The organism is Kitasatospora sp. NPDC008050 (genome assembly GCF_042957465.1).
Taxonomy (GTDB): Bacteria; Actinomycetota; Actinomycetes; order Streptomycetales; family Streptomycetaceae; genus Kitasatospora.
Genome location: NZ_JBIBIJ010000008.1, coordinates 215,447 through 238,285, shown reverse-complemented (window position 1 = coordinate 238,285; position 22,839 = coordinate 215,447). Strand labels below are relative to the sequence as shown.

26 protein-coding genes, 3 tRNA genes and 1 pseudogene are annotated in these 22,839 nt (G+C 72.0%); 15 read left to right on the top strand and 15 right to left on the bottom strand.

Going from position 1 to position 22,839, the window contains the following annotated elements:
- Positions 1 to 178: 178 nt before the first annotated feature.
- The gene (locus ACFZB9_RS18310) at positions 179 to 415 is read right to left on the bottom strand and encodes a hypothetical protein (protein ID WP_391448282.1); all 237 of its coding nucleotides are present in this window, start codon (positions 413 to 415) and stop codon (positions 179 to 181) included.
- A 251-nt stretch (positions 416 to 666) separates the two neighbouring features.
- Between ACFZB9_RS18310 and ACFZB9_RS18305 the strand changes: the two genes are divergently transcribed.
- Positions 667 to 1,860, top strand: a complete 1,194-nt coding sequence (locus ACFZB9_RS18305) for an FAD-dependent oxidoreductase (RefSeq protein WP_391448280.1) — start codon at positions 667 to 669, stop codon at positions 1,858 to 1,860.
- 289 nt (positions 1,861 to 2,149) lie between these two features.
- On the top strand, positions 2,150 to 3,055 hold the full coding sequence (locus ACFZB9_RS18300; protein ID WP_391448278.1) for a class I SAM-dependent methyltransferase: 906 nt from the start codon (positions 2,150 to 2,152) through the stop codon (positions 3,053 to 3,055).
- Positions 3,056 to 3,148: 93 nt separating this feature from the next.
- Here ACFZB9_RS18300 and ACFZB9_RS18295 read toward each other — a convergent pair whose 3' ends face one another.
- The 4 genes from ACFZB9_RS18295 to ACFZB9_RS18280 form a co-directional block, all read right to left on the bottom strand.
- Positions 3,149 to 4,255, bottom strand: a complete 1,107-nt coding sequence (locus ACFZB9_RS18295) for an NAD(P)-dependent alcohol dehydrogenase (RefSeq protein WP_391448277.1) — start codon at positions 4,253 to 4,255, stop codon at positions 3,149 to 3,151.
- 2 nt (positions 4,256 to 4,257) lie between these two features.
- Complete coding sequence (locus tag ACFZB9_RS18290) at positions 4,258 to 5,673, bottom strand: aldehyde dehydrogenase family protein (RefSeq protein WP_391448275.1); 1,416 nt, start codon at positions 5,671 to 5,673, stop codon at positions 4,258 to 4,260.
- Positions 5,674 to 5,681: 8 nt separating this feature from the next.
- On the bottom strand, positions 5,682 to 6,464 hold the full coding sequence (locus ACFZB9_RS18285; protein ID WP_391448273.1) for a (5-formylfuran-3-yl)methyl phosphate synthase: 783 nt from the start codon (positions 6,462 to 6,464) through the stop codon (positions 5,682 to 5,684).
- 209 nt (positions 6,465 to 6,673) lie between these two features.
- Complete coding sequence (locus tag ACFZB9_RS18280) at positions 6,674 to 7,282, bottom strand: TetR/AcrR family transcriptional regulator (protein WP_391448271.1); 609 nt, start codon at positions 7,280 to 7,282, stop codon at positions 6,674 to 6,676.
- 55 nt (positions 7,283 to 7,337) lie between these two features.
- Here ACFZB9_RS18280 and ACFZB9_RS18275 point away from each other — a divergent pair, with 55 nt between their 5' ends.
- The 3 genes and pseudogenes from ACFZB9_RS18275 to ACFZB9_RS18265 all read left to right on the top strand — a co-directional run.
- On the top strand, positions 7,338 to 7,757 hold the full coding sequence (locus ACFZB9_RS18275) for a VOC family protein (RefSeq protein ID WP_391448270.1): 420 nt from the start codon (positions 7,338 to 7,340) through the stop codon (positions 7,755 to 7,757).
- A gap of 230 nt (positions 7,758 to 7,987) precedes the next feature.
- Positions 7,988 to 8,076 (top strand) — tRNA-Gln (locus ACFZB9_RS18270).
- 269 nt (positions 8,077 to 8,345) lie between these two features.
- Positions 8,346 to 8,576: pseudogene (locus tag ACFZB9_RS18265) on the top strand (ADP-ribosylglycohydrolase family protein); the annotation flags it as partial.
- A gap of 38 nt (positions 8,577 to 8,614) precedes the next feature.
- Here ACFZB9_RS18265 and cynR read toward each other — a convergent pair.
- Positions 8,615 to 9,607 (bottom strand): transcriptional regulator CynR, encoded by a 993-nt coding sequence (gene cynR / locus ACFZB9_RS18260; protein WP_391448268.1) that lies wholly within the window; start codon positions 9,605 to 9,607, stop codon positions 8,615 to 8,617.
- A gap of 124 nt (positions 9,608 to 9,731) precedes the next feature.
- Here cynR and ACFZB9_RS18255 point away from each other — a divergent pair, with 124 nt between their 5' ends.
- The 4 genes from ACFZB9_RS18255 (at position 9,732) to ACFZB9_RS18240 (ending at position 11,901) form a co-directional block, all read left to right on the top strand.
- On the top strand, positions 9,732 to 10,319 hold the full coding sequence (locus ACFZB9_RS18255; RefSeq protein ID WP_391448267.1) for a carbonic anhydrase: 588 nt from the start codon (positions 9,732 to 9,734) through the stop codon (positions 10,317 to 10,319).
- Positions 10,320 to 10,398: 79 nt separating this feature from the next.
- On the top strand, positions 10,399 to 10,869 hold the full coding sequence (gene cynS / locus ACFZB9_RS18250) for a cyanase (RefSeq protein ID WP_391448265.1): 471 nt from the start codon (positions 10,399 to 10,401) through the stop codon (positions 10,867 to 10,869).
- A gap of 121 nt (positions 10,870 to 10,990) precedes the next feature.
- Complete coding sequence (locus tag ACFZB9_RS18245) at positions 10,991 to 11,491, top strand: nucleoside deaminase (RefSeq protein ID WP_391448263.1); 501 nt, start codon at positions 10,991 to 10,993, stop codon at positions 11,489 to 11,491.
- On the top strand, positions 11,488 to 11,901 hold the full coding sequence (locus ACFZB9_RS18240) for an NUDIX domain-containing protein (protein ID WP_391448261.1): 414 nt from the start codon (positions 11,488 to 11,490) through the stop codon (positions 11,899 to 11,901). Before ACFZB9_RS18245 ends, ACFZB9_RS18240 begins: the two co-directional genes overlap by 4 nt.
- Positions 11,902 to 11,960: 59 nt before the next feature.
- Here ACFZB9_RS18240 and ACFZB9_RS18235 read toward each other — a convergent pair whose 3' ends face one another.
- Complete coding sequence (locus tag ACFZB9_RS18235) at positions 11,961 to 12,389, bottom strand: MarR family winged helix-turn-helix transcriptional regulator (RefSeq protein ID WP_391448259.1); 429 nt, start codon at positions 12,387 to 12,389, stop codon at positions 11,961 to 11,963.
- A gap of 88 nt (positions 12,390 to 12,477) precedes the next feature.
- Between ACFZB9_RS18235 and ACFZB9_RS18230 the strand changes: the two genes are divergently transcribed.
- Positions 12,478 to 13,209 carry a hypothetical protein gene (locus ACFZB9_RS18230; RefSeq protein WP_391448257.1) on the top strand — a complete coding sequence of 244 codons (732 nt, stop codon included), beginning with the start codon at positions 12,478 to 12,480 and terminating at the stop codon, positions 13,207 to 13,209.
- 89 nt (positions 13,210 to 13,298) lie between these two features.
- Here the strand turns inward: ACFZB9_RS18230 and ACFZB9_RS18225 are convergent, their stop codons facing one another.
- From ACFZB9_RS18225 to ACFZB9_RS18205, 5 genes are all read right to left on the bottom strand, one after another.
- On the bottom strand, positions 13,299 to 14,042 hold the full coding sequence (locus ACFZB9_RS18225; RefSeq protein WP_391448255.1) for a 2OG-Fe(II) oxygenase: 744 nt from the start codon (positions 14,040 to 14,042) through the stop codon (positions 13,299 to 13,301).
- Positions 14,039 to 14,341, bottom strand: a complete 303-nt coding sequence (locus ACFZB9_RS18220) for a tail fiber domain-containing protein (protein WP_391448253.1) — start codon at positions 14,339 to 14,341, stop codon at positions 14,039 to 14,041. The genes ACFZB9_RS18225 and ACFZB9_RS18220 overlap by 4 nt, the downstream gene beginning before the upstream one ends.
- Positions 14,342 to 14,517: 176 nt before the next feature.
- Positions 14,518 to 15,060 carry a hypothetical protein gene (locus tag ACFZB9_RS18215; protein ID WP_391448251.1) on the bottom strand — a complete coding sequence of 181 codons (543 nt, stop codon included), beginning with the start codon at positions 15,058 to 15,060 and terminating at the stop codon, positions 14,518 to 14,520.
- A 291-nt stretch (positions 15,061 to 15,351) separates the two neighbouring features.
- A complete protein-coding gene (locus tag ACFZB9_RS18210; protein WP_391448249.1) occupies positions 15,352 to 16,617 on the bottom strand; it encodes a serine hydrolase domain-containing protein in 1,266 nt (421 codons plus the stop codon).
- Between the two features lie 172 nt (positions 16,618 to 16,789).
- The gene (locus ACFZB9_RS18205; RefSeq protein ID WP_391448247.1) at positions 16,790 to 17,767 is read right to left on the bottom strand and encodes an alpha/beta hydrolase family protein; all 978 of its coding nucleotides are present in this window, start codon (positions 17,765 to 17,767) and stop codon (positions 16,790 to 16,792) included.
- A 232-nt stretch (positions 17,768 to 17,999) separates the two neighbouring features.
- Between ACFZB9_RS18205 and ACFZB9_RS18200 the strand changes: the two genes are divergently transcribed.
- Both ACFZB9_RS18200 and ACFZB9_RS18195 read left to right on the top strand, forming a co-directional pair.
- Positions 18,000 to 18,596: a TetR/AcrR family transcriptional regulator gene (locus ACFZB9_RS18200; RefSeq protein WP_391448246.1), complete on the top strand. Its 597-nt coding sequence runs from the start codon at positions 18,000 to 18,002 to the stop codon at positions 18,594 to 18,596.
- A gap of 593 nt (positions 18,597 to 19,189) precedes the next feature.
- A tRNA-Gln gene (locus tag ACFZB9_RS18195) sits at positions 19,190 to 19,278 on the top strand.
- A 458-nt stretch (positions 19,279 to 19,736) separates the two neighbouring features.
- Here ACFZB9_RS18195 and ACFZB9_RS18190 read toward each other — a convergent pair.
- Together ACFZB9_RS18190 and ACFZB9_RS18185 are read right to left on the bottom strand one after the other, a co-directional pair.
- Positions 19,737 to 20,141 (bottom strand): carboxymuconolactone decarboxylase family protein, encoded by a 405-nt coding sequence (locus ACFZB9_RS18190; RefSeq protein ID WP_391448244.1) that lies wholly within the window; start codon positions 20,139 to 20,141, stop codon positions 19,737 to 19,739.
- Positions 20,138 to 20,803, bottom strand: coding sequence for a class II aldolase/adducin family protein (locus ACFZB9_RS18185; RefSeq protein ID WP_391448242.1), 666 nt, complete (start codon positions 20,801 to 20,803; stop codon positions 20,138 to 20,140). Before ACFZB9_RS18185 ends, ACFZB9_RS18190 begins: the two co-directional genes overlap by 4 nt.
- Before the next feature lie 163 nt (positions 20,804 to 20,966).
- Between ACFZB9_RS18185 and ACFZB9_RS18180 the strand changes: the two genes are divergently transcribed.
- Positions 20,967 to 21,350, top strand: coding sequence for a MerR family transcriptional regulator (locus ACFZB9_RS18180; protein ID WP_391448584.1), 384 nt, complete (start codon positions 20,967 to 20,969; stop codon positions 21,348 to 21,350).
- 90 nt (positions 21,351 to 21,440) lie between these two features.
- On the opposite strand, the gene ACFZB9_RS18175 is transcribed toward ACFZB9_RS18180, so the two are convergent.
- Positions 21,441 to 21,992 carry a hypothetical protein gene (locus ACFZB9_RS18175; RefSeq protein ID WP_391448240.1) on the bottom strand — a complete coding sequence of 184 codons (552 nt, stop codon included), beginning with the start codon at positions 21,990 to 21,992 and terminating at the stop codon, positions 21,441 to 21,443.
- Positions 21,993 to 22,198: 206 nt separating this feature from the next.
- Between ACFZB9_RS18175 and ACFZB9_RS18170 the strand changes: the two genes are divergently transcribed.
- Both ACFZB9_RS18170 and ACFZB9_RS18165 read left to right on the top strand, forming a co-directional pair.
- Positions 22,199 to 22,287, top strand: a tRNA-Gln gene (locus ACFZB9_RS18170).
- 141 nt (positions 22,288 to 22,428) lie between these two features.
- Entirely contained in the window at positions 22,429 to 22,647 is a 219-nt protein-coding gene (locus ACFZB9_RS18165; protein ID WP_391448239.1) for a hypothetical protein, read from the top strand.
- Positions 22,648 to 22,839: the final 192 nt, after the last annotated feature.

Below are 22,839 nucleotides of genomic sequence, written 5' to 3'. Positions count from 1 at the left end.
CGCGGGGCCCCGGGGCGGGACCGCCGCCCCCCCCCCCCCCCCCCGGGTGGGGCCACGGGGGGGGGGGTGTGCCCGCTGTTCCCCCGGCACCGGTCCCCGGGGAAACCCGCGCACACACCCCCGCTGTTCGTGCGTTCGGTCGATCAGGACGACCGATGAGCAGCAGGAGTCGTCCCGGTCACGGGGGCCTGCCGGTGGTCTGCGGTACCTGACGCAGGTAGGCGGCCCCGCAGGAGTGGCAGAAGGGCTGCGCGGCCGGGGACCCCCAGGTGTCGGGGGACTGCGCCGCGGAATCAGGGGCGATCTCGCGGCCGCACATGGCCTGGCTGCTGTGGTCCCTGACCATGTGCCAGTGCAGGATCCTGCCCCGTGGGTCCCCGGCTTCGTGTTCGGCGCGCATCTCATACACGTCCATGACTGTGATACTCCGAGAGGCGCAGTGGCTGGGCCACCCGGGTTAGCCCAGAAGGCTGGCCCCGCCGCCACCGCCCAGCAGGGGCCCAGGGGCGTGCTAGGGTCCTGCGCGTTGGATGGAATGCGCGAAAAATTCGCTCCTGAATGGTGTTTCTGAGCGGCGCCCCCGTGGTGTTCGTTCCTCTTCGAGGAACCCGGTGCTTCCTTCGTTGTCACAAGCGAAGGCAGAGGACTGTGCACTATTCGTATCGTGTGATCATCGTTGGCGCTGGACTGGGTGGACTCGCGCTCGCCCACGGTCTGCGCGAGCAGGGGATCGACGTCGCCGTCCACGAACGCGATGCCCACCCCGGGGCCCGCCCGCAGGGCTACCGCATCCAGCTCGACGAACCCGGCCTGACCGGACTGCGGCGCTGCCTGCCCGCCCCGCTCTTCGAGCTCTGCCTGTCGACCGCCGGTGCGCCCCCCGCGCGGGTCTCGGTCCGCAACCGCCGCCTGGAGGTCCTGGCGGACAAGGCCGCGGCGGGCAGTTCCGGTGCGACGGACGGAGTGGGCCCGTACGCGTTCAACCGCCCGACGCTGCGCCAGATCATGCTCCTGGGGCTGGGCGAGCAGGTGCACTACGGCGCGCGGCTGGTGGCCTACCGGCACGACGCGGACGGGAGGGTCACCGCGCGCTTCGCCGACGGCCGCACCGCGACCGCCGACCTGCTGGTCGGCGCCGACGGCGTCAACTCGGCCGTGCGCCGGCTCCGGCTGCCCGACGCCCGGGTCGAGGACGCCGGGCTGCGGTTGGTCTACGGCAAGATCCCGCTGGACGGGATCACCCGGGCAGCCCTGCCCAGCTGGGTCTTCGAGAGCATCTTCACCGTGGTCACCGGCGGCCCGGGCCAACCGCACCTGGGCCTCGGCCCAGTGGAGTTCGGCCGTCGACCCGATCGGTCGGGCCGTGCCCAGACCCCGCCCGTCGACCTCTCCCCGGTCGGCGACTACCTCGCCTGCATGGTCGGCGCTCCGGTCGACCACCCCGCCATGCCCGCCTTCGACGAACTGCGCGCACTGACCCCCGCCGCGCTGCGCGACCTCGCGCTGCGGGTGATGGGCGAGGGCTGGCACGAGGACGTCCACCGCCTGCTGGCACATTGGGACACCGATTCGCTCTTCCCGTTGCGGATCTCCACCGCCGTCCCCGGGCCGGCCTGGGAGCCAGGCCCGGTCACGCTGATCGGTGACGCGGTCCACGCGATGAGCCCGGTCCTGGCGATGGGCGCCAACACCGCCATCCGCGACGCCGGCGAACTCGCCCGGGCCCTCGCCGGTGCGGCCGCTGCGGGCGAGTCTCCCGTGCGGGCGGTCGGCAGGTACGAGGAGCGGATGAGGGAGTACGCGTTCCGGATCGTGGCCGACTCCCGGCAGACGGGGCAGCAGCGGGTCGGGCAACGCTAGGGCTTCTCCGGTGGACGCCCCGGCCGGCGAGGCCAGTTCGGATCGTCGGCCACCTCACCGGGGAGGGCGACTTCGTCGGACACCGGACCGGTGTCGCGGACCGGAGGATCGAGACACGGCCTGGGCGGCGTGGGTGATGTTCACCCGTCCGAGTGAACCGCGTTGGCTTTTCCTGCGGGGGGCGTTGGTCGGCCGGAGAGTGAAGTGGCCCTCGTGGGTCCGGCATTCACACTCCTCGCTGTTCGTGGTCCCAGCTCGCTTCGGTCCAGTTCACCTCAAGGGAGGACACATGGTCGGCACGGCGCATCGGAACAACGGCGTGGAGGGTGTGGCAGGGGGTGTCGGCCTGACCGCTCTCCTGGTCGCCGCGGCACGGGCGATCGAGACGCACCGCCACGACGCCCTGGCCCGGGACGTCTACGCGGAGCACTTCGTGCGCGCCGCACCGGCCTGCGCGGGCTGGCCGGTGCGCCCGCAACAGGTCCTGGACGGGGACGCGAACCCGTTGTGGGGCCGGTTCGCGCGGTACTTCGGTCTGCGGACGAGGGTCCTCGACGACTTCCTCCTCCGCTCGGTGCACGCGGGCGCCCGCCAAGTGGTCCTGCTCGGGGCCGGGTTGGACGCACGGGCGTTCCGGCTCGACTGGCCCGCCGGCAGCGTGCTCTTCGAGATCGACCAGGAGAGCGTGCTGGCGTTCAAGCACCGGGTGCTCGACGGACTGCCGGCCACCCCGAAGGCGGCGCGGGTGCCGGTCCCGACCGACCTGCGCGCCGACTGGGTCGCGGCGCTGACCGACGCCGGCTTCGACCCGGCCGCACCGAGCGTCTGGCTGGCCGAAGGGCTGCTGTTCTACCTGCCCAACGCCGTCGAGACGCAGCTCATCGACACGGTGGACCGGCTGAGCACGCAGGGCAGCGCCCTGGCCTACGAGGCCAAGCTGGAGAAGGACTTGCAGGTGTACCGCGACAGCCCGCTCTACACCTCGACGAAACAGCAGATCGGCATCGACCTGCTCGACCTCTTCGTCGGAGAGCCACGGCCCGACTCGGCAGGTCGCCTGACGGACAAGGGCTGGTCCACCACGGTCCGCACCCCCTTCGACTTCACCCGCCGGCACGGCCGCGGCCCGCTGCCCGAGCCGAACGACGCGCTGGCGGGCAACCGGTGGGTGTTCGCCGACAAACCCCGGGCGTGACAGACCGCGGGCGTGACAGAGCACGGGTGCGACAAAGCCCCGGGCGTGTGACAGATCCCGGGTGCGACGAAGTCCGTGGGACGAGGGGCTCGCTCAGCGGCCCCACCCCTCCGGCACCAGGACGGGCTTGACCACGCGGCCGGCTTCGCAGTCGCGTTCGGCCTCGTTGACGGCGGCCAGCGGGTAGGTGCGGATCAGCTGGTCGAAGGGGAACCGCCCGGCCTGCCACAGCCCGGTCAGCCGCGGAATCAGCAGCCCCGGCACCGCGTCCCCCTCGCAGATGTGCGAGATCCGCCGGCCCCGGTCCAGCGTCCCCGGTTCGAGCGGCAGCGCGGTGTGGAGCCGGGCCACCAGGCCGAGTTGGCCGGTCGGGCGCAGGGACCGGAGTGCGTCGTTGATCAGTTGGGCCGAGGCCGTGGTGTCCAGCGCGAACCGTGCGCCGCCGCCGGTCAGTCGCCGGATCCGGTCGGGCAGGTCGGCCGACGATCCGGCGCGCAGCGGGATCGCGCCGAACCGCTCGGCGAGGGCCAGCCGTTCGGGAAACCGGTCGACGGCCACGGCCACCGCCCCGACGGCGGTGGCCGCCATCACCGCGGCCAGTCCCACCGCTCCCGCACCGAGGACCGCGAGGGTGTCGCCGGGGCCGGCACCGAAGGAGTTGAAGACCGCTCCGGCGCCGGTGAGGAAGCCGCACCCGAGCGGTCCGAGCAGTTCGATGGGCAGCGCGCGGTCCACCCGGACGGCGTTGCGGGCCGGGACCATCGCGTACTCGGCGAACGAGGACTGGCCGAACCACCGGGGAGCCAGTTCGCCCCCGGCCGCGTCGGTGAACCGCGCCGCGTTCTCCTTGCGCCCGCCGAAGAGGTTGAGCGCGGCGAAGTCGTCACAGTAGGCGGGGGCCGCGCCCAGGCAGTTCCGGCAGCGGCCGCAGGAGTCGAAGCTCAGCACGACATGGTCACCGACGCTCAGACCGGTTCCCGGGCCGCCCGTCTCCACCACGATCCCGGCCCCCTCGTGGCCGAGCACCGCCGGCAGCGGGGAGCGGCCGGCTGACCGCCGGACCGCGAGATCGGTCCGGCACATCCCGCAGCCGGCGATCCTGACCAGCACCTCGCCCTCGGCCGGCCCCTCGTGCAGGACCACTTCCTCGACGCTGAACCGGCTCTCGTACGAGCGCAGGACCGCCGCGCCGAACCTCATCGTCAGGCCTCCCCACGGCCCTGCTCCGGACGGTGCACGACGAACGGCCTGAGGTTCCCGTAGAGCCCCCACGGCCCGCCCGCGACGCCGACGCCGCTCTCCTTGATGCCCGCGAAGGGCTGGGCGAGGGAGAGTTCGCCGTGGTGGTTGATCCATGCCGTCCCGCACTCCAGCCGGTCGGCCACCGCCTCGGCCCGGTCGAGATCGGTGCCCCAGACCGAGCCGCCCAGCCCGAAGCCGGTGTTGTTGGCCGCCTCGACGGCCTCGTCCAGGCTCCGGTACGGCAGCACCGGCAGGACCGGGCCGAACTGTTCCTCCGTCACCACCGGGCACTCGGAGGGGACATCGGCCAGGATCGTGGGGGCGAAGAAGTAGCCGGGGCGGTCCAGCCGGTGGCCGCCGGCCACGGCTCGGGCGCCGACGGCCAGGGCCTGGGCCGTGTAGCGCTCGACCCGCGCCAGTTGGGGGCCGTTGTTGACCGGCCCCAGCTGGGTGCCCGGATCGAGCCCGGCCCCGATGGCGACGCTCTTCGCCCGCTGCGCGAGGGCCTCGACCACCTGCGGGTAGAGCCGGGCCGGGGCGTAGACGCGCTTGACCGCCATGCAGACCTGCCCGCAGTTGCGGAACGCCGCCCAGAACAGCCGGTCCGCGATCCGCTCCACCGCCACGTCCTCCAGCAGGATCGCGGCATCGTTGCCGCCCAGCTCCAGGGTGACCCGGGCGAGCGAGGCCGCCGCGCCCTGGGCGACGGCCCGACCGGTGGGAACCGAACCGGTGAAGGTCACGTGGCGGATCCCCGGGTGGGAGGCGAGGCGGGCGCCGAGCGGTTCGCGACCGGTGACGATCGTCAGGACGCCCTCGGGGAGGGCGGCGGCGAGCACGGACCCCAGCAGCCGGGTGGCGAGGGGGGTGAACGGGGAGGGCTTGAGCACCATCGTGTTGCCGGCGGCCAGCGCGGGCGCGAACTTCGCCGACGCGAGCTGGAGGGGGAAGTTCCACGGGACGATCGCGGCGACGGGCCCCAACGACCGCCAGCGGACCTCGCTGCGCACCGGCCGTCCGTCCGTGATCGGCAGGCGCCCGGGGTCCAGCTCGGCGAAGTACCGCAGACGGGCCGCCGTGCGGGCGACCTCGGCGGACGACTCGGCCAGGGGCTTGCCCTGTTCACGGGTGAGCAGCGGAGCGAGCTCGGCCTCGGCCGCCTCGACGGCGTCGGCGGCCGCGAGCAGCGCGCTGGTGCGGGCGAGGGGGTCGGCCCGCCAGCCGCGCCAGGCCTCGTGGGCCCGGGCGACAACGGCGTCCAGCTCCTGCGGCCGTTGGTCGGGGGCCTCGTCGAAGGCCTCGCCCGTTGCCGGATCGACGACGGCGAAGCGCTCGCCGCTGGTCCTGCTCGCGTGACGGGGCTGCGGTGTCGGCATGCCGGCGGTCAGCTCGTGGCAGTGGCAGCGGCGGCAGTAACAGTGGCAGTGGCAGCGGCGGCGTGCTCCCGGGCGTGCCGGTCCATCTCCGCCCGGAAGGCGGCCACCAGGTGCGGCTGAATCCGTCCGGTGTTGCGGTCGCCCCCCTCGCAGACCGCGCCGCGCACCCCCACGATGTCCGTGCCGATGCGGGTCAGCGCGCCGAGGTCCGCCACCTTGACGCTGCCCGCGAGGGCGGCGAGCAGATCGGCCTCGTGGGCGAGCCGGACGAACTCCGCGCAGACCTCGGGCGGAAGGTGGTCGAACAGCCCCGTCCCGTCCTTGATCGCGGTGTCGAGCATCGCCGCGTCCGAGCCGGAGCGGCGGGCGATGTCGGGCAGCGCGAGCGGGTTGACGCAGCCGATCCGGTGCGCGTCGGCGTAGCCGGAGGCGACGACGAACGCGTCTGCCCGGTACTCCTTCACGGCCCGGACGACCCCGCGCATGACCTCGACGGCCTGCTCGGGCGTGGTGCATCCGTAGAGGCCGACCTTGATGTAGGTGGCCCCGGACACCGCCGCACCGAGCGCCGCCTGGGCCACCGTGCCGGGCTTGTACGGCACGTCCCCCACGGTGGCGGAGACCGGCTTGTCCGCCGGGACCGCGTCGCGGATCTCCCTGATGACCCACGGGAAGTTCGCGCCGAGCGAGCCCTCGTCGGGCTTCTTGACATCGACGATGTCGAGGTACTCCGCCGCCTTCGCGACCTCACGGGCTTCCTCGACGCTGTCCGGGGATATGAGAAGCAGCAACGTGGATTCCTTCCACCGCAGGTCACCCGCCGAAGGGCAGGGATGCGGAGTCGCCTGAATCACTTGTGATCTGCTCATCATTGCCGTGGCCCGTAGCCGCCGGTAGGGCGTGCGGAGTCCGACCGGGGCGCTGTCATGGCGTGTACACCCCCCCAGTACGCCGTCCGCGCCGGTCCGGAGCAGCAAGCCGCGGGCGCGCCCGCGGCGGGTCAGACGTCGCGTTGCCGGGTGATCGCCCGGGCCGTGCGGGCAGCCTTCTCCTCCGTCTGCGCCAGGGCTCCGCCTCCCACGCCGAACAGGCCCTGGCGAAGGAACACGGCCAGGCCGTGCGCGGCACTCGCGACCCGGAGCAGCAGGTCGAACGCGTCGTCCGGGTCCGGGGCCAACCGGCGCGCGACCGGCAGCAGGAGGCCGGCCACCTCGTCGCCGGCCGAGGCCAGTTCAGGGAACCGGGACTTGTCGAGGCCCGCATGGAAGGTGATGTCGAACAGGGCCGGCTCCTCGGCGGCGAACCGGACGTAGGCGGACGCGAACGAGGCCAGCTGCTCGGCGGGGTCCTCGCTGCCGCCGATGGCCGCGGTGAAGCGGGCCTGCTGCTCGCGGTAGCCCTTGGTGGCGAGTTCGGCCAGCAGGGTCTCGCGGTCGGCGAAGTGCTTGTACGGCGCCGCGACACTCACCCCGGCCCGGCGGCTCGCCTCGGCCAGGGTGAAGCCGTGCGGGCCGCGTTCGGTGACCAGTTCGAGGGCTGCGCCCAGCAGGGCGTTGCGCAGGTCGCCGTGGTGCCGGCCGGTGGGTCGCCGCTTGACAGGAGAACTCATGCGACTAAGGTTAACAGCACTTACCAGGTAAATGTCATTAACCTCGGGAGTTGCCATGACTGCTGTCCGTTTCCACCACATCAGCCTGTCGGTCGCCGACCTCACGGCTCAGGAGGCCTGGTACGGCAGCGCTTTCGGACTCACGCAGGTGGACGAGCGGCTGGAACTGCCCGACGCGGGCGTCCGTACCGTCGTCCTGAGCGATGCGGCGGGTCTGCGGGTGGAGTTCGTCGAACGGTCCGGTTCGAGCCCCGCCGCGCCCACCGACGCCTTCGCCGCCACCGCCGTGCAGACCTTCACCCATCTGGCGCTCCAAGTCCCGGACCTGGACGCCGAATTCGCCCGGCTGACCGGCGAGTGCCGGGCCGCCCCGGTGTCGCCTCCCGCCCCGGGCGCGACCGGTGGCATGCGGTACGCCTACATCGCCGATCCGGAAGGGAATCTCCTCGAACTGATCGAGGTTCCCCGCGATTAGAGGTGTGACATGCCGTCAGATCGAGGGCCGGGAGAGTGTCATGGGACAGCCGGCCAACAGGATCGCCTCGTGACGGATCACTCGAACAGTACGAGGATGAAGACTACGAAGACGGCGCGGTGCGGCTCCACTGGTTAGATGTCAGCCGCAGGTCAGCGCGGGGTCAGGGCGGCGGTTCACAGTTGGTGGCACAGGGACGGACCGCAGCGAAGCGAGCGGGTCGGTCCCGGGGAGAGGTGCCCGGAGTGGTTGATCGGGGGCCGGGGCTCTGGTCCCGGTCGGGCGCAAGCCCACGCAGGTTCGAATCCTGCCTTCTCCGCCTGACGTTGACGGGCCGTTGGGTCCGGAGCGGGATGCTCGGTGCTGATGAGCGCTCCCGTGTCACTGCGGGTGAACCGAGCCGTTGCCCAAACCATTCGTGTGCACCGGTCGGCTGCACCGAGGATGCTCTGACCAGCAACATTCGGAGGAGCAGCGTGATGACCAGCCGGCGGCAAGCACGCACCAGTCTGGACGGCCTTGTGATGGGCGACGCCTTTGGTGACAGCTGGTTCCTGCGCTCCGATGAGGATGCCGAGGCGCTGTTGGCCGGACACCGACGTGCGCTCCGGGCTGCTCGTGGCCGCGGGCTTCCCCGAGCACACCTCGGTTCGTCACGCGGCGTCCGTGCTGGGTTCGGGGACGCTGATCTCGGCGCCGGACACGGTGCCGTTCGCGCTGTGGTGCGCTGCCGGGCAGCTGGACGATCTGGCCGAGGTGCTCTGGCAGACGGTCGCCGGGTGGGGCGACCGTGACACCACCTGCGCGATCGTGGGTGGGCGGAGGGTGTCACCCGGGGTGTGTCACTCTGCTGCCCGTCACTCACCGCGGTCGACCTGGGCCCGCTGCGCAGTGGGCGGGGCGTAGCCGCGGTCGCGGATGTGGTCGTGGGTGAGCTGGGTGAACGCCTGGGTGGCGGCGCTCCGGTAGGCGTTCTCGCGCCGCAGGAGGGCGACGGTGCGGGCGGGCAGTGCGGGTTCGAGGGGGACGGGGGAGAGGTGGGGGTGGTCGTGGGTGATCGCGTCGGGCAGCACGGTGGCCAGGTCGGTGCGCTGGACGATTTCGGTCAGGGCCTGGATGGAGTTGGCCTCCACTGCGATGCGCGGCTGCACCCGATGGCCGGCGAAGTAGGCGTCGATGTGGCCACGGGTGGCGAAGTCGCCGCTCAGTAGGGCGAGTTGGCGGTCTGCGAGAGCCCGCACGGGTAGCGGCACCGGCGTGCCCGGCGTGCCCGGTGCCCCCGATGTGCCCGGCATCCCTGACGTGCCCGCCGTGCCCGCCGTGGGCCGGTCGGTGCCGGTGACCAGGCTGAGGGTCTCGGTGAACAGGGCGGTGGCCGTGATCCCGGGCAGGTGGGGGCGGTGGAAGGCGATGCCCAGGTCGAGGTCGTCGGCCAGCAGGCCGGCCTCGATGCGGTCCTGGGTCAGCTCCCTGACGTCCAGGGTGATGCCGGGGTGGCGGGTGTGGAACTCGGCGGTGAGGGGGCCGATCAGATAGGCGGTGAAGGTGGGGGTGAGGGCAAGGCGCAGGTGGCCGCGGGAGAGGTCGGCGACGTCCAGGACGGCGCGCTCGGCCGCGGCCAGATCGCGCAGCGCCCGGTGGGCGTAGTGCACGTAGGTCTCGCCGGCGTCGGTGAGGCGGACGGTGCGGCCGGTGCGGTCCAGCAGCTGGGCGCCGACGGTGCGCTCCAGCTGCTTGATCTGCTGGGAGAGGGTGGGCTGGGAGATGCGCAGGTCCTCGGCGGCGCGGGTGAAGTTCGCATGTTCGGCGACCGCGATCAGATAGCGCAGGTGACGGAGTTCCAGGGCCATGAGCCAACTATAGATGTCATCGATCGAAGGCATTGACAGTAGGTCTTGGACTCTATAGCTGCTGGTCATGCATGGTGGATCTCGTCAGCCCCACCGGGGCAGGCAGTCACCGAAGGGAGTGACCATGCACAAGCTCACCGAGGGCGTCGCGAGGTTCCGACGCGAGGCCTTCCCGGCCAAGGCGGAGCTCTTCGCGCAGCTGGCGACCACCCACCGGCCGTCGACGCTCTTCATCAGCTGTTCCGACGCCCGCGTGGTGCCGGAGCTGATCACCGGCAGTGAGCCGGGCGAGCTGTTCGTCATCCGCACCGCCGGGAACCTGGTCCCCGCCTACTCGCCCGGCGTCGACGGCATCGCGGCCAGCATCGAGTACGCGGTCGCGGCGCTGGCCGTCACCGACATCGTCATTTGCGGCCACTCCGCCTGCGGCGCGATGACCGCCCTGGCCGAGAGCCACGACCTCGGTGCCCTGCCGACGATCGCCGACTGGCTGCGCCACGCGGACGCCGCGTTGGCCCGCACCACCACCGCCGGTGTGGACGCGCTCGTGCGGAGCAACGTCCGCGCCCAGCTGGCGAACCTGGTCACCCACCCGTCGGTGGCCCGCGCCCTGGTGCAGGGCACGGTCACGCTGCACGGCTGGTGCTACGACATCGGCAGCGGCACCGTCGAGGAGCTCGACGTCGTGAACCCCTTCGCCGCCGCGGCCTGAATCCCCCCAACTCCCCACTTTCGCTCGACTTCTTCTCTCCGACAGTTCTGATCCGACCCGCTCGAAAGGACCCCCTCTCATGGTGCACGCCCAGTTCGACAACACCGCTCGTCAGGCCCTGGCCGTCAAGGCCGTCGACGCCAAGATCCGCAAGGACCTGTCCTGGCAGCAGATCGCCGACGCCGCGGGCCTGTCGGTCGCCTTCGTCACCGCCGCCGTCCTCGGCCAGCACCCGCTGCCCAAGGCCTCGGCCGAGGCCGTGGCCGAGCTGCTGGACCTGGACGCCGATGACACGATGGTGCTGCAGACCATCCCGACCCGCGGCTCCATCCCCGGCGGCATCCCCACCGACCCGACGATCTACCGCTTCTACGAGATGCTCCAGGTCTACGGCACCACGCTGAAGGCCCTGGTCCACGAGCAGCTCGGCGACGGCATCATCTCCGCGATCAACTTCAAGCTGGACGTGAAGAAGGTCGCCGACCCCGAGGGCGGCGAGCGCGCGGTCATCACCCTGGACGGCAAGTACCTGCCGACCAAGCCTTTCTGATCGGCTCCGATCGGTAGTTCCCGGGGCGGGCCCGCGACGGTGCCGGCCCGCCCCGCCCCCGCCATCGCCCCCTCCGCTTCGCCCGGCTTTGCCATACCTGCCCCTCCCGGAAGGAATCCTCATGGACTTCGTGCAGCGCACGATCGACATCGCCCGCAGGAACGTCGAAGAGGGCGGCCGCCCGTTCGCGACCGTCATCGTCAAGGACGGCGAGATCCTCGCCGAGTCCCCGAACCGGGTCGCGCAGACCAACGACCCGACCGCGCACGCCGAGATCCTCGCCATCCGTGAGGCGTGCACGAAGCTGGGCACCGAGCACCTGACCGGCGCCACCATCTATGTGCTGGCCCACCCCTGCCCGATGTGCCTGGGCTCGCTCTACTACTGCTCGCCGGACCAGGTCGTCTTCCTCACCACCCGCGAGGACTACGAGCCGCACTACGTGGACGACCGCAAGTACTTCGAACTCGACACCTTCTACGGTGAGTTCGCCAAGGACTACACCGAGCGCCGACTGCCGATGCGCTACGACGGGCAGCAGGCCGCGGTGGACGTGTACAAGCTGTGGCAGGAGCGCAACGGCGGCGAGCGCCGCGTGGCCGGCGCCCCCACCGGCCGATGACCACGCCCGGGGTGATCGAGAAGGTGGCGTGGCTGCGACTGCACGACGGTCGGCTCCTCGCCACCCGCACCCACGGCCGTGACCTGTTCTACCTGCCCGGCGGCAAGCCCGAACCCGGCGAGACCCACGAGCAGGCCCTGGTCCGCGAGATCGCCGAAGAGCTCGGCGTCGCCCTGGACGCCGCCACCCTCACCCACGTGCTGACGGTGGAGGCTCCCGCGGACGGCAAACCGGCCGGCACGCTGGTGCGCACCTTCTGCTTCACCGCGGACGGCACGGGCGACCCGGCACCCTGCGGGGAGATCGCCGAGATCGCCCACCTCACCCACGGTGACCACCCGCGCGCCAGCCCCGCCGTCCGGCAGGTCCTGGACCGGCTGGCGGCCACCGGCGAGCTGCTGCGCTGCTGAGCGCCGGCCGGGCCGATCGGTGGGCAGGAGTCCACGGCCGCGGCTGCCGGGGTGTGGCATCAGTCGCTGACGTTGCCCTGGAGCTTGTCGAGCACGCGCTCGAAGACGGCGATCTCCTCCTCGGAGAGGCCGCGGTGCAGGCGCTGGTCGAAGGCCATGGCGGCGCCGCGCATCGCGTCGAACGCGGACTCGCCGCTTTCGGTGAGCTCCACCAGGTGGACGCGGCGGTTGGCGGGGTCGCGCCTGCGGGTGACGAGGCCGTCGGCCTCCATGGCGTTCAGGTGATGGGTGAGCGTCGCGCCGCGGATGCCCACGGCGTCGGCCAGTTCGCGCTGGTTGCCGAGCTGGTGCGACTTCAGCGAGATCAGGATCAGCCAGGCCGGCATCGACCCGCCCACCTCGGCGAGTGCGTCGTCGAAGGTGCGGGCGACGCTCCTGGCGGTGCGGGCGAGGTGCAGGCCGAGCGGGGGATGAGCAGGTCGGGGCATGGCTCCATGATAGCAGGATCGATAGACATCGAATCGTTTGACGCAGAAGCGTTAGGCATCTAACGTTGCTGGGGAAGGAGGCAACGTCATGGAACTGCGGATCGTCAACCCGCGGCGCGAGTACGCGCCGCCCCCGTTCTCGGAGCCCCCGCCCACGGGGTACCTCCACCTCGCCGCCGCCGTCGAGCCGACGCGCGGGCGAACCCCGTTCCCCCGGGGCGGCACCCGCAAGGCGGCGCTGCTGGGCCGGCTCAAGGTCCTGGCCGCGGAGTTGGAGCGTCTGGAAACGGTGCGAAGAGCCACCGTCTTCCGGGCCGTCCTGCTCCCCCCGGCCCCCGCGGCCGCCGCGCACCCCGCGCGGTTCGACGTGGTGGTGCTCGTGGAGGCCGAGTCGGTGGACGTGCTCGACGAGGTCCGGTCGTCGCGGCCCTACCAGCGGATGGTCGCCGAGGTCACCGAGGTCGCCGACGACGTGCACGAGATGGCGGCGAACTGCCTGCGCTACCTGGGCGATGTCGACAAGAGCCGCCAAGGGCTGTTCCTGTTCAACCACTTCGTGGCCAAGGACGTCGAGGTCGCCACGCGCCTGTGGGAGCACCTCGCCGGCTGGTACGTCACGGAGACGGGGCTGGACAACTCCACGCTGCTCGCACCCATCGGCCCGGCCGACTACGTCTTCGTCAACCACGCGCGCTGGGACACCGGCCTGCTGGGGTTCGCGGCCCGACAGTTCGGCAAGAGTTCGTTCCGCGGCTACGTCCAGGCGAACCTGCGGGCCAATGAGACGACGGCGATGCCGATCCTCTATCGGAAGGTCTGATGATGTCCGAGACCGGGACGTTCGCCGGGGTCAAGCCGCCGCAGATGCCATGACGCCGTGGTCGTAACGCGGTGGTCACGACGCCGTGGTCACGACGTGTCGGTCGTGGCGCCGTGGTCGTGGCGTGCTTCGCGGGGGTCGGGGCTGCACAGCCAGCCGTTGATGGCGAAGCGGCTGTCCGCGTGCTTCTTGCTCGGGCAGCCGACCGGCCGCACCTCGTGCCAGGCGGTCGGCAGGAAGAACACGATGCTGTCGTGCTCGGGCTCCCAGTCCCGCCAGGTCTGCTCCTGCCACTTGCCCGTCGTCCCGGCGTGCAGCGGCAACGCCGCGTCGAACACCCGCAGTTCACCGCCGTCGAAGGGCCGCGGCGTGCGGTGGAGGTAGTACACGAAGGTGAGCAGCCGCCGGGGTGCGAACTCGGCGCTGGTGTCCTGGTGCGGCCGGTAGAAGTCGCCGTCGTTGTGCACGTTGAGGCTGTAGCTGGGTTCGGTGTACTGGCAGGAGACGCCCAGGGTGTGCTCGACCGCCTCCAGGACCTCGTCGATGGCCGCCAGCAGCTCGGGCGCGGCGAAGTCCGGGCAGGAGCGGGACCGGCGTACGTCGGGGACCAGTTCCCGGTCGCGGATCATGGAGGGCTTCAGCGCGTCGCCGGTGGCGGCGACGGCGCGCTCCAGCAGGGCGCCGGCCGTCTGCTCGCCGAGGAACTGGGTGATCCGGCAGACCGTCACCGGGAGCCGCCAGATCGCGTCCGTGCAGAGCGGCGACTGCTGGTCCGCCGCCTCGGACGGTTCCGCCGCGCTCTCCTGGGTTGCCGCGGTGTCCTGGATCGTCATGGCGTGCTGCCTTCCGGATCGCGATGGGTGTTCCTGCTGCGCAGACGGTCCACCTCGGCGGTGAGTTCTTCCACGCGGCGGTTGAGGGCCTGGACGCACACCAGGGCGACGCCGAGGCCGTCGACCACGGGGATGGTGGTGCCGTCCTGGTTGAAGCCGAAGGCGACCTGCCAGTCCTGGGCCATCGGCCCGAGGTGGCGCACGTCCTCGGGCTCCCAGAGGTAGCGCCAGGTGCTGATGGGCAGCGCGGCCACCGTCTCCAGGACCGCGTAGCCGTTGACCGCGCCGACCGGGGCCACGGCGCCCGGCCCCGGTGTGCCGGCCGCCCCTGCGCCGGCTGCCCCTGCGCCGGCTGCCCCTGTACCGGTCTCCCCGGTGCCGGCCGCCCCTGTACCGGCCTCCCGCGCGCCGGGCGGTGGAGAGGCCGAGGCGCTGTGGTCGCCCGCCCGGGGCCGCCGGTGGAAGAGCCGCATCGCTACCGGCTCCAGTCGACCGGGACCACGTCCTGCTTGAGCCCGCGGTCACTGCAGACGGCGCACGGGTTGCCCGGGACGCCGGGGCCCTGATCGGTGCCGACCGTGATCGCCCCGTGGGCCCCGGCCGGGGCGTGGACGCCGTCGCCGACCAGCGCGGCTTCGTAGCCGCCCAGCAACTCCTGGAGGGTTCCGGGGCCCAGGTCCTCCGGGGCGGCGATCGCGGCGATGCCGGTGTCGTCCGTGTAGGCCATTCCCAGTGTCCGGCCGCCCATGGTGGCGAACACGACCTTCGCGCCGCGGATGGGTACCCCGGTCACCGCGTCGGACGCCATCGCCTGGATGTTCTCCAGCTGCATCTGGGTGACGTTCAGGGTGGCCTGACTGGCCGTCAGCCTGGTCGGCTCCAGGTTGGGGCACTGCGCTCCGCTGCTGCAGGACGCGGTGGACGGGGTGGTCGCCGCGGCGGTGACACCGCTCCCCGCGCCCAGCGAGGCCAGGGCCGCGGCCATCACCGCGACGGTCTTCCGGCGTACAGAACTCATGTCCACTCCCAGGGGAACCGCCCGAGCGTGATCCGGGCCGGCGCATGGCGGCCTGGACGGCCTGGGCGCGGCAGCACGCAACGGGTGCCGCCCATGCGGACGACGTGACCGAGCGTATCCACACCCGTCTGGCCCAACCAGCTGACAATCGCCGGTTAGCGCGATCTGATGAACCGTCAACACTGCTGTGACGAACGCGATCGACGCACACAAACCAATGAGCGAGTGCTACGAGCCCCGCCGTCTCACGGGCGACCGGTGGGAGTGCCGGTGGGAGTGCCAGTGGGCGTGTCAGTGGGCGTCGGTGGGGCTCTGCCGCGGGCTGAGGACGGCGGCGATGAGGCGGTTGACGAGGGCGGGTGTGCCGGCGGAGTCCGAGGACGCGGTGCCCGCGTCGTACACGACGCGCAGCCGCAGGTCACGCGTGGCGAAGACGCCGCCGGCGTAGCCGAGGTCGTGTCCGGTCTTGCCCCACAGGACGGTGCCGTCCGGCAGCGCGATGGTCTTCAGCCCGACGCCGTAGCAGGCTTCGCCCGCTGCCGGGCCGGTGTTGCAGTCGCTGCCGTCCACGTACCGTACGGGCTTGCCGTTGCTGTCCTGCGGCAGCGCGAACATCTCGTCCAACTGGGCGGGGGCCAGCAGCCGGCCGCCGTACAGGGCGGTGACGAAGTGGTCGAGGTCGGCCGCGGTGGAGATCATGGCACCGGAGTCGTCGGCCTGTTCGGTGACGTCGACGGGTCGGCCGGTGCTGTCGGTGACGTAGCCGTGCAGGGCCGGCCGGGGCATCCGGAGGTCGCCCGCGGGCGCGGACGTCCGGTTCAGCTGCAGCGGGCGCAGCACCCGGGCGGTGACCTCGTCGGCGAAGGAGCGGCCGGTCACCTGCTCGATGATCGCGCCTGCGACGCGGTACCCGAGCGAGCTGTACTCCTGCTCGGTGCCCGGCGCGAAGTGCAGCGGCGGCGTGGAGCCGTCCGCCGGGAACAGGCTGGACCGGATGATCTCGTCGAAGGTGAAGTAGTCGAGGCGCTCGTCGAGGACCTGGTCGACGGTCGGGTTCGGGATGCCGAAGCTCATCGCGGGCAGTCCGCTGGTGTGGTTGAGCAACTGCCGTACGGTGATGGGCGGGTAGGAGGCGGGCAGGGTGCCCGGCAGGTAGTGCTGGACGGTCTGGTCGAGGTCGACCCGGTGCTCCGCCTGCAGCTGGAGCAGGACCACCGCCACGAAGGTCTTGGACATGCTGCCGATGTGGAAGTGCGCGTCGGGCGAGATCTTCCGGCCGGTGAAGGCGTTCGTGGAACTGCCTTGCCACACCTGGTCGGGGGTGCTGACCCGGGCCAGCTGGCCGCTCATCCGGTCGCCGGGCGCCAGCGCCACGGCCGCGTCCAGCGCGGCGGTGTTCAGTGCCGTGGTGTTCGGCGTCGTGGTGTTCAGGGCCGGACTGGACACCACGAACGCCGGGCCGGGCGGTGCGGCGGCCGCCGCGGGGACGGCGGTCGCCGCGGCCAGCGCGGCGGTGGCGAGGATCAGCGGGGTGAGACGTCGCTTCAGGGTGTGCATCGGTGTCCTTGGAGTGATGGGGCGGCCCCGGTCGAGCGCCCGTGGACATCGTGCTTCCTCCTGATCGGACGGCGCATCAGGTACCACCCTTGATCACCCCGGAGACGGGCCCCGATCGGCATCAGGGTCCGTCTCCGGGGCCGTCAGGGGCCGGCTGAGGCCGGCGGGGCCGTCAGTGGGCAGGGGCCTCCTCCTTGGACTCGACCTCGCCGAGCGGGCCGGGGCCGGTCGCCAGCGCGTCGCACGCCGCCTGCCAGGCGTGGTCCCCGGGGTGGAGCTGGGTGCGCAGGTAGGCCCAGCTGAGCCGCTGGAGGGCGGCGACCCGCTCGGGGTTCTCGTCCGTGGTCTCGGCGACGTCGTATCCGGAGATGCCGCCGAGCCCGTGCTCCGCGTCGAACAGGGTGAGCAGGGACTTGGGGCCGGGGGAGAGAAGGTACGGATCGGTGTGCCAGGCCGGGCCGCGGACCGTCAGATGGGCGGAGGCGTCCTTGTCGCCGGCGACCACGAGGGTGGGCGTGGTCATCCGGGAGAAGTCCGGGGTCGCGAGGAAGGGGAGGCTCTCGGCCATGGAGCCGTTGAGGGCGTCGCCGCCCCGGCCGGGCGCGGCGAGCAGGACGCCCGCCTTGATGCGGGGCTCGGTCAGGTTCACCTCCGTTCCGTCCTCGGGGTCGGTGAGTCGGGCGCCCAGCAGCAGGCTCGCGGTGTGTCCGCCCATCGAGTGCCCGGCCACGGCGACCTTGCTGTGGTCCAGGCGCCCGCGGAGCTGCGGGACGGCGGCCTCGATCAGGTCGAGCTGGTCGAGGATGCGTGTCATGTCCTCGACCCGCGACCGCCAGTACATGGGCGCACCAGGGGTGTTGGGGTCCAGGGTCAGTGTCCGGGAGCTCAGGTGGGTGGGCTGGATCACGACGAAGCCGTGCGCCGCCCAGTAGTTGGCGAGAGGGGCGTAGCCGTTCAGCGAGGAGAGGTGGTTCGAGTGGCCCTGGCCGTGCGAGAGGAGGATGACCGGCAGATCGTCCCCGGTCACGGGCGCGGAGACCCGTACCTCCAGGTCCACGGCGCGGTCGGGAGCCGGCAGTACGACCGGACTGACCGACAGGACTGGGGCGGGCGAGCCGAAGGTGTCGGCGGGGTAAGCGGTTTCACTCATGGTGCGCAGATCCCTTCAAGGGCCTCGGCCGCCGGCCGCGGTCGGTCGACGGCGGAGAGGCGGGTGAGGCGGGGGAGGTGGGTGAGGTGGGTGAGGCTGGGGAGGCGGTCGGGAGCATCCGGCTTCCGGCTGCAGGCCTCCGGTTTTCGGCTAGGCTGGAAGCGGAGCGTTGTTCCACTTAACATACGGAACGCTGTTCCGTTTTGTCAACGGTCATGGGAAGGAGAGCGCGATGCCCGCTACGGACCCCTCCGGGGAGGTGCCGGCCCGAACCAAGCGGGCCGATGCGCTGCGCAACAAGCAGACACTGCTCACCGCCGCCGCCTCGGTGTTCGTCACCTCGGGCATCGACGCACCGATCCGGGAGATCGCTGCCAGAGCAGGCGTGGGGGTGGGGACGATCTACCGCCACTTCCCGACCCGGGCGGACCTCGTCGTCGCCGTCTACCGCCACCAGGTCGAGGCATGCGCCGAGGCCGGCCCGAGCCTGCTGGCCGGCGCCGACTCGCCCTTCGCGGCCCTGCGCCAGTGGGTCGACCTCTTCGTCGACTTCCTGGTCACGAAGCACGGGCTCGCCAACGCACTCCAGTCGGACAACAGCGGCTTCGACGCGCTGCACGCCTACTTCCTCGACCGCCTGGTCCCCGTCTGCGCACAGCTGCTCGACGCCGCAGCCGACGCGGGCGAGATCCGGCCCGGCACGCACGCCTACGAGCTGATGCGCGGCATCGGCAACCTCTGCATCGGACGCGACAGCGACCCGCGCTACGACCCCCGCCGCCTGGTCGACCTGCTCCTCAAGGGACTGCGACGACCGCAGCCGGCCTGACCGGAGCGCAGGCGGAGCGAAACCGGAGGGCCAGGACGGTCGCGAGGCGGTACGGTGTCGCCTCGTGTGTTTCTATGCCGTCGCTCACTACAAGCTGCACTACGTCTGCCTGACGTGCCGCGTCACGTTCAAGCAGCATCCCAGGCCGGGCGGCGTGCACCCGTGCCCTCGGTGTGCCGAACCGCTGAGCTGCGCCGGCCACGACTTCGCGGCGCCGCGGCGGCGGGATGCGCAGGGGTGGTCCGTCGTGGCCGCGGTCCTGAACGCCGGGCTGCGCTACGACGGGCGGGAGCCCTGCGGCTGTGGCAAGGAGCCCAAGTTCCGCCCCCGTACCCGCGCCCAACTGCGCGCACGCCGAATCGCCTCGTTGCGAACCGGCGTCCCGCTCGCCGACCTGTTGGGGCGTGCGGATCCCCATGCTTGATCTGGGTGAAGCCGGCGAGTCGCTCTGTGGCCGTATCGGCTCTGAGGCTGCGAGCTCTCCGGGCGGTTGCGGTGTCAGGCGGGGGTCAGTGTGGGGTCAGTGGGGCGGTGCATAGTTGGTGGCACAGGGACGGACCGCAGGGAGCGAAAGCGAAGCGGGTCGGTCCCGGGGAGAGGTGCCCGGAGTGGTTGATCGGGGGCCGGGGCTCTGGTCCCGGTCGGGCGCAAGCCCACGCAGGTTCGAATCCTGCCTTCTCCGCCCGATTCTGACCGGATAATCGGTGGCCGAGCCGCCGCCGGTCGGTCGATACTCGGCGCCCATGACGCGCAATGACCCTGCCGAGGATCGCCCGGACGGTGCGGCCCTGCAACGAGTGCTGAGGCGGGCCGGTGTCCCGGAGCCGGTGGACCTGCTGGCCGATGGCATGCCCGGCGCCGATCAGCTTCACCGCGTTGCGCCGCGCCGAGGACGCCCTGCTGTCCGAACTGCCCAACGACTTCGAGGTTCTCGTGCCGGCCCCGGTCGTTCCGCCGGCCGCGCATTCGGCGGTTGCCACCGTGGATCCGCGCCAGGTGATCGCGATGATCCGGGGGAGCGAGGTCACCGCCGACCCGACGAACGCGTTGGCGCTGGAGGCGTCTCTCCGGCGCTCCCGGGCCTTGGCAAGCGATCAGGAACGGTCAGCGCTGCACGGTGGACTTCCGGCAGCGGAGACGTCAGCCGGCCGCACCCTCCTCGGTCGGCAGGAGTTCGGCGATGATCTCGGTGCCGAGTGCGTAGGCCGGCACGCCTGCGGTGATCAGTGCGGTCTCGGCGACGCCGATGAGGTCGGCGAGGCCGGCGCCTGCGTGGAGTGCACCCCGGGCGTGGATGCGGGCGGGGGCGGCGCGGCCGAGGGCCAGGAGCTGTCCGAAGTGGACCAGTTGCTGGACTCGGCTGCCCAGCGGGCTGTCGGTCAGGACGATGTGCCGCAGCGCTGCGATCGCCTCTTCGGTGGGGAGCCGGCCGAACTCCCGGGCCAGGCGCAGTCGGTCCTCCACGCCGTGTGGAACGGCTCCGAGGGTGGTGCGGTAGCGGTCCCGGATGGCCTCGGTGGGGTGGATGAGGGCGTCGTCCGTCATGAGGTGACCCGCGCAATCGAGGCTCGCACGTCGGCCAGGGCGCCTTCGGGGAAGTCCACGGCCCCGCCGATCGCCGCCGCGGCGAGTTCCGCCTCGGCGCTCTCCTCGATCGCCACCACGAGCTGGGCGGTGGCCGCCGGGTCCGGGCCGAACACCAGCAGGCCGTGGTTGGCCAGCAGGACCGCGGCCGTCGTCGGGCGCTGTTCCAGGACGGCGGCCATGCCGCGCACCGACACGTCCGACCCGCGAGGCCCCCAGGGAACCACCGGGACCTCCTCGGCCTGCCCGAAGCGCAGCATCGGCTCGGTCCGGCACGGCAGCGGCCGGTGCGCCACCGCGAAGGCCGTCGCGGCGGGCGAGTGGGTGTGGATGACCGCGCCGACCTGCGGGCGAGCGCGGTAGACGGCGCTGTGCATGGCGATGATCTCGGCGCTGACGGACTGCAGCGCTCCCGCGAGGACCTGTCCGTCGTGACCGACGGTCGCCAGGTCCTCGGGCCGCAGCCCGCGGACGAACCCCGGCGTCAGCAGGAGGCGCTCGCCGTCGAGCCGGGCACTCAGGTTGGCGTGCCCGGAGTGGGACATCACCCCGGCCGTGAAGAGGCTCGCGGCGGCATCGGCGAGCTGTTGGGCCCGCTCGTTCGTCATGTGTGTGTCTGTCATGTCAGTGGCTCCGAACTCCGTTGTCAGCGGCCGCTCATGCGCGCCGCTGTCCAGCTGCGGACCACTCTTCAACTTGAACTAAGGTTTAAGTCAAGCGCCGATCCGGCACACCACCGGGCCGGAACGAGGGGAAGAACGAAGGGAAGGGGGAGTGGGCGTGCGTATGACGATCGGCCGGCTCGCCGAGATCACCGGGGTGCCCGCGTCGGCCATCCGGTTCTGGGAACGCCACGGCCTGCTGCCCGCACCTGAACGCCAGGGCGGGCAGCGGCGCTATCCGCCGGAGGCCGCTGAACGAATCGTGCTGCTGCGCAAGTGCCAGCAGGCCGGGCTGACCCTGGTCGAGATCAGCGAACTGCAGCAGGACCGGTCACGCAGGCAGGCGATGATCCGCGCCAAGGTCGCCGAGATCGAGCAGCGCATGGTCGACCTCGAACACGCCCACCAGATGCTGGAGCATGCCCTCCAGTGCGGCGAGGAGGACATCGTCAACTGCCCGAAGTTCCGCGAGCAGATGGCGACTTGGCGGGAGCAGGGCAGCTCCTAGGCGGACTTGGCCGTCGCCCGGACGCCGAAGTGCACGTAGCGGCTGCTCGATGCTGCGCCCTCCTGGTCGCTCTGCGCTCCTGGTCCTCGCTCAGGGCTGCCAGCGGGGGGCCTCGTCGTTCGGGGTGGCCGGGCTGGCGAAGTGGAAGGGGAGCGAGAGGTGGGCGGCCAGGGCGCTGCCGGCCCGTTCGGCAGCCACCGCTTCCGGATGGCGGGAGTGGTTCTCCAGGTCCTCCCCGAGGTAGCGCTTGGCCGTGGACCGGTGGACGGTGGCCAGGTGGACCTCGCCTGCGGGGTCGGCGGTGACGGCCAGCAGGACCACGAACCAGTCGTGCACCGTGTCGCCGTCCCAGACCGCCTCGATCGCCACGACGCGACCGGTGCAGCCGGCGGCGCGGTAGGCCAGGGACTCCAGGTCGAGTGGGCTCTCCGGGGTGCGGGCGATCCGGTCCCCGTGGTGGAGGTAGCGGTCGTTGACGATCAGTTGGGCGGTGTCGAGCCCTATGCCGTGGGGCACGAGGCCGATGGCGGTGATGACACGCACCGCTCCGAGGAGGGAGTCCTTGAGGACGTGCCCGTCGATCTCCTCGCGGATCCCGTCCGGCAGGCTCTCCCACCACGCGGTCCTGGCTGCCTCGTCCATGACCATCAAGTCCCCCCGTTCCCCGGTCGGCCCCCCGCAGCGGGCCATCCGCGCCACTGTACGCATACAGGTGGAGCGGACGGTGGTCGGGCCGCGGCCCGAGGGGAGCGGGTGGTGTCAGGCGGGGGTCAGTGTGGGGTCAGTGGGGCGGTGCATAGTTGGTGGCACAGGGACGGACCGCAGCGAAGCGAGCGGGTCGGTCCCGGGGAGAGGTGCCCGGAGTGGTTGATCGGGGGCCGGGGCTCTGGTCCCGGTCGGGCGAAAGCCCACGCAGGTTCGAATCCTGCCTTCTCCGCCTGACATCGGGCTGTCGCAGGACCCGGCGCCCGGTGGCAGCTGCGTGGGATCGTGAAAACACCGCAGCGGACCGCAAGTGGCCTGGTCCAGGCGGGACTGCAGGCTCGGGAGGTCGGTCGGGTCTGACAGACTGGGGATCATGACCGCTGACCGTCGCAGCCTCGGGCTGCCCGCTTTCTCCGAGCCCGCCACCGACATCGCCGTGCCTGCCCAGTCCGCCGGGCGCCGGCCGGTGCCGCTGGAGCAGGGTGCGGACTTCCGTGAGCCGCCCAGTGAGGAGGTCCCGGCGCCGAGCCCGGTCCGCCGCCCCGTGGACAGCGGCAGCCTGATGTTCTCCGACCCGGACCGGCAGATCTGACGGCCGGTTCAGCAACGATCGAGCACTTCGACGTACCTGGTCCGTCCGCCGGTAGAGGCGGTCGGCCGCTCGGGCCGGCGCGGCCCGGGGGGGGGGGGGCGCCCCCCCCCGGGGGCCCCCCCGGGGGGGGGGGGGGGGCGCGGGGGGGGGGGGGGGCGGGGCCCGCGCCCGGGGGGCGGGGGCCCCCGGGGC

What these genes read in the sequence shown, in the direction of transcription:
- ACFZB9_RS18175 (WP_391448240.1), bottom strand. Translation starts at nt 21,992, where the DNA reads ATGGACGAGGCAGCCAGGACCGCGTGGTGGGAGAGCCTGCCGGACGGG.
- ACFZB9_RS18310 (WP_391448282.1), bottom strand. Translation starts at nt 415, where the DNA reads ATGGACGTGTATGAGATGCGCGCCGAACACGAAGCCGGGGACCCACGG.
- ACFZB9_RS18235 (WP_391448259.1), bottom strand. Translation starts at nt 12,389, where the DNA reads ATGCCCCGACCTGCTCATCCCCCGCTCGGCCTGCACCTCGCCCGCACC.
- ACFZB9_RS18165 (WP_391448239.1), top strand. Translation starts at nt 22,429, where the DNA reads ATGACCGCTGACCGTCGCAGCCTCGGGCTGCCCGCTTTCTCCGAGCCC.
- ACFZB9_RS18255 (WP_391448267.1), top strand. Translation starts at nt 9,732, where the DNA reads ATGCACAAGCTCACCGAGGGCGTCGCGAGGTTCCGACGCGAGGCCTTC.
- ACFZB9_RS18245 (WP_391448263.1), top strand. Translation starts at nt 10,991, where the DNA reads ATGGACTTCGTGCAGCGCACGATCGACATCGCCCGCAGGAACGTCGAA.
- ACFZB9_RS18185 (WP_391448242.1), bottom strand. Translation starts at nt 20,803, where the DNA reads ATGACAGACACACACATGACGAACGAGCGGGCCCAACAGCTCGCCGAT.
- ACFZB9_RS18180 (WP_391448584.1), top strand. Translation starts at nt 20,967, where the DNA reads ATGACGATCGGCCGGCTCGCCGAGATCACCGGGGTGCCCGCGTCGGCC.
- cynR (WP_391448268.1), bottom strand. Translation starts at nt 9,607, where the DNA reads ATGGCCCTGGAACTCCGTCACCTGCGCTATCTGATCGCGGTCGCCGAA.
- cynS (WP_391448265.1), top strand. Translation starts at nt 10,399, where the DNA reads ATGGTGCACGCCCAGTTCGACAACACCGCTCGTCAGGCCCTGGCCGTC.
- ACFZB9_RS18275 (WP_391448270.1), top strand. Translation starts at nt 7,338, where the DNA reads ATGACTGCTGTCCGTTTCCACCACATCAGCCTGTCGGTCGCCGACCTC.
- ACFZB9_RS18290 (WP_391448275.1), bottom strand. Translation starts at nt 5,673, where the DNA reads ATGCCGACACCGCAGCCCCGTCACGCGAGCAGGACCAGCGGCGAGCGC.
- ACFZB9_RS18215 (WP_391448251.1), bottom strand. Translation starts at nt 15,060, where the DNA reads ATGAGTTCTGTACGCCGGAAGACCGTCGCGGTGATGGCCGCGGCCCTG.
- ACFZB9_RS18200 (WP_391448246.1), top strand. Translation starts at nt 18,000, where the DNA reads ATGCCCGCTACGGACCCCTCCGGGGAGGTGCCGGCCCGAACCAAGCGG.
- ACFZB9_RS18210 (WP_391448249.1), bottom strand. Translation starts at nt 16,617, where the DNA reads ATGCACACCCTGAAGCGACGTCTCACCCCGCTGATCCTCGCCACCGCC.
- ACFZB9_RS18205 (WP_391448247.1), bottom strand. Translation starts at nt 17,767, where the DNA reads ATGAGTGAAACCGCTTACCCCGCCGACACCTTCGGCTCGCCCGCCCCA.
- ACFZB9_RS18300 (WP_391448278.1), top strand. Translation starts at nt 2,150, where the DNA reads ATGGTCGGCACGGCGCATCGGAACAACGGCGTGGAGGGTGTGGCAGGG.
- ACFZB9_RS18280 (WP_391448271.1), bottom strand. Translation starts at nt 7,282, where the DNA reads ATGAGTTCTCCTGTCAAGCGGCGACCCACCGGCCGGCACCACGGCGAC.
- ACFZB9_RS18240 (WP_391448261.1), top strand. Translation starts at nt 11,488, where the DNA reads ATGACCACGCCCGGGGTGATCGAGAAGGTGGCGTGGCTGCGACTGCAC.
- ACFZB9_RS18230 (WP_391448257.1), top strand. Translation starts at nt 12,478, where the DNA reads ATGGAACTGCGGATCGTCAACCCGCGGCGCGAGTACGCGCCGCCCCCG.
- ACFZB9_RS18225 (WP_391448255.1), bottom strand. Translation starts at nt 14,042, where the DNA reads ATGACGATCCAGGACACCGCGGCAACCCAGGAGAGCGCGGCGGAACCG.
- ACFZB9_RS18295 (WP_391448277.1), bottom strand. Translation starts at nt 4,255, where the DNA reads ATGAGGTTCGGCGCGGCGGTCCTGCGCTCGTACGAGAGCCGGTTCAGC.
- ACFZB9_RS18190 (WP_391448244.1), bottom strand. Translation starts at nt 20,141, where the DNA reads ATGACGGACGACGCCCTCATCCACCCCACCGAGGCCATCCGGGACCGC.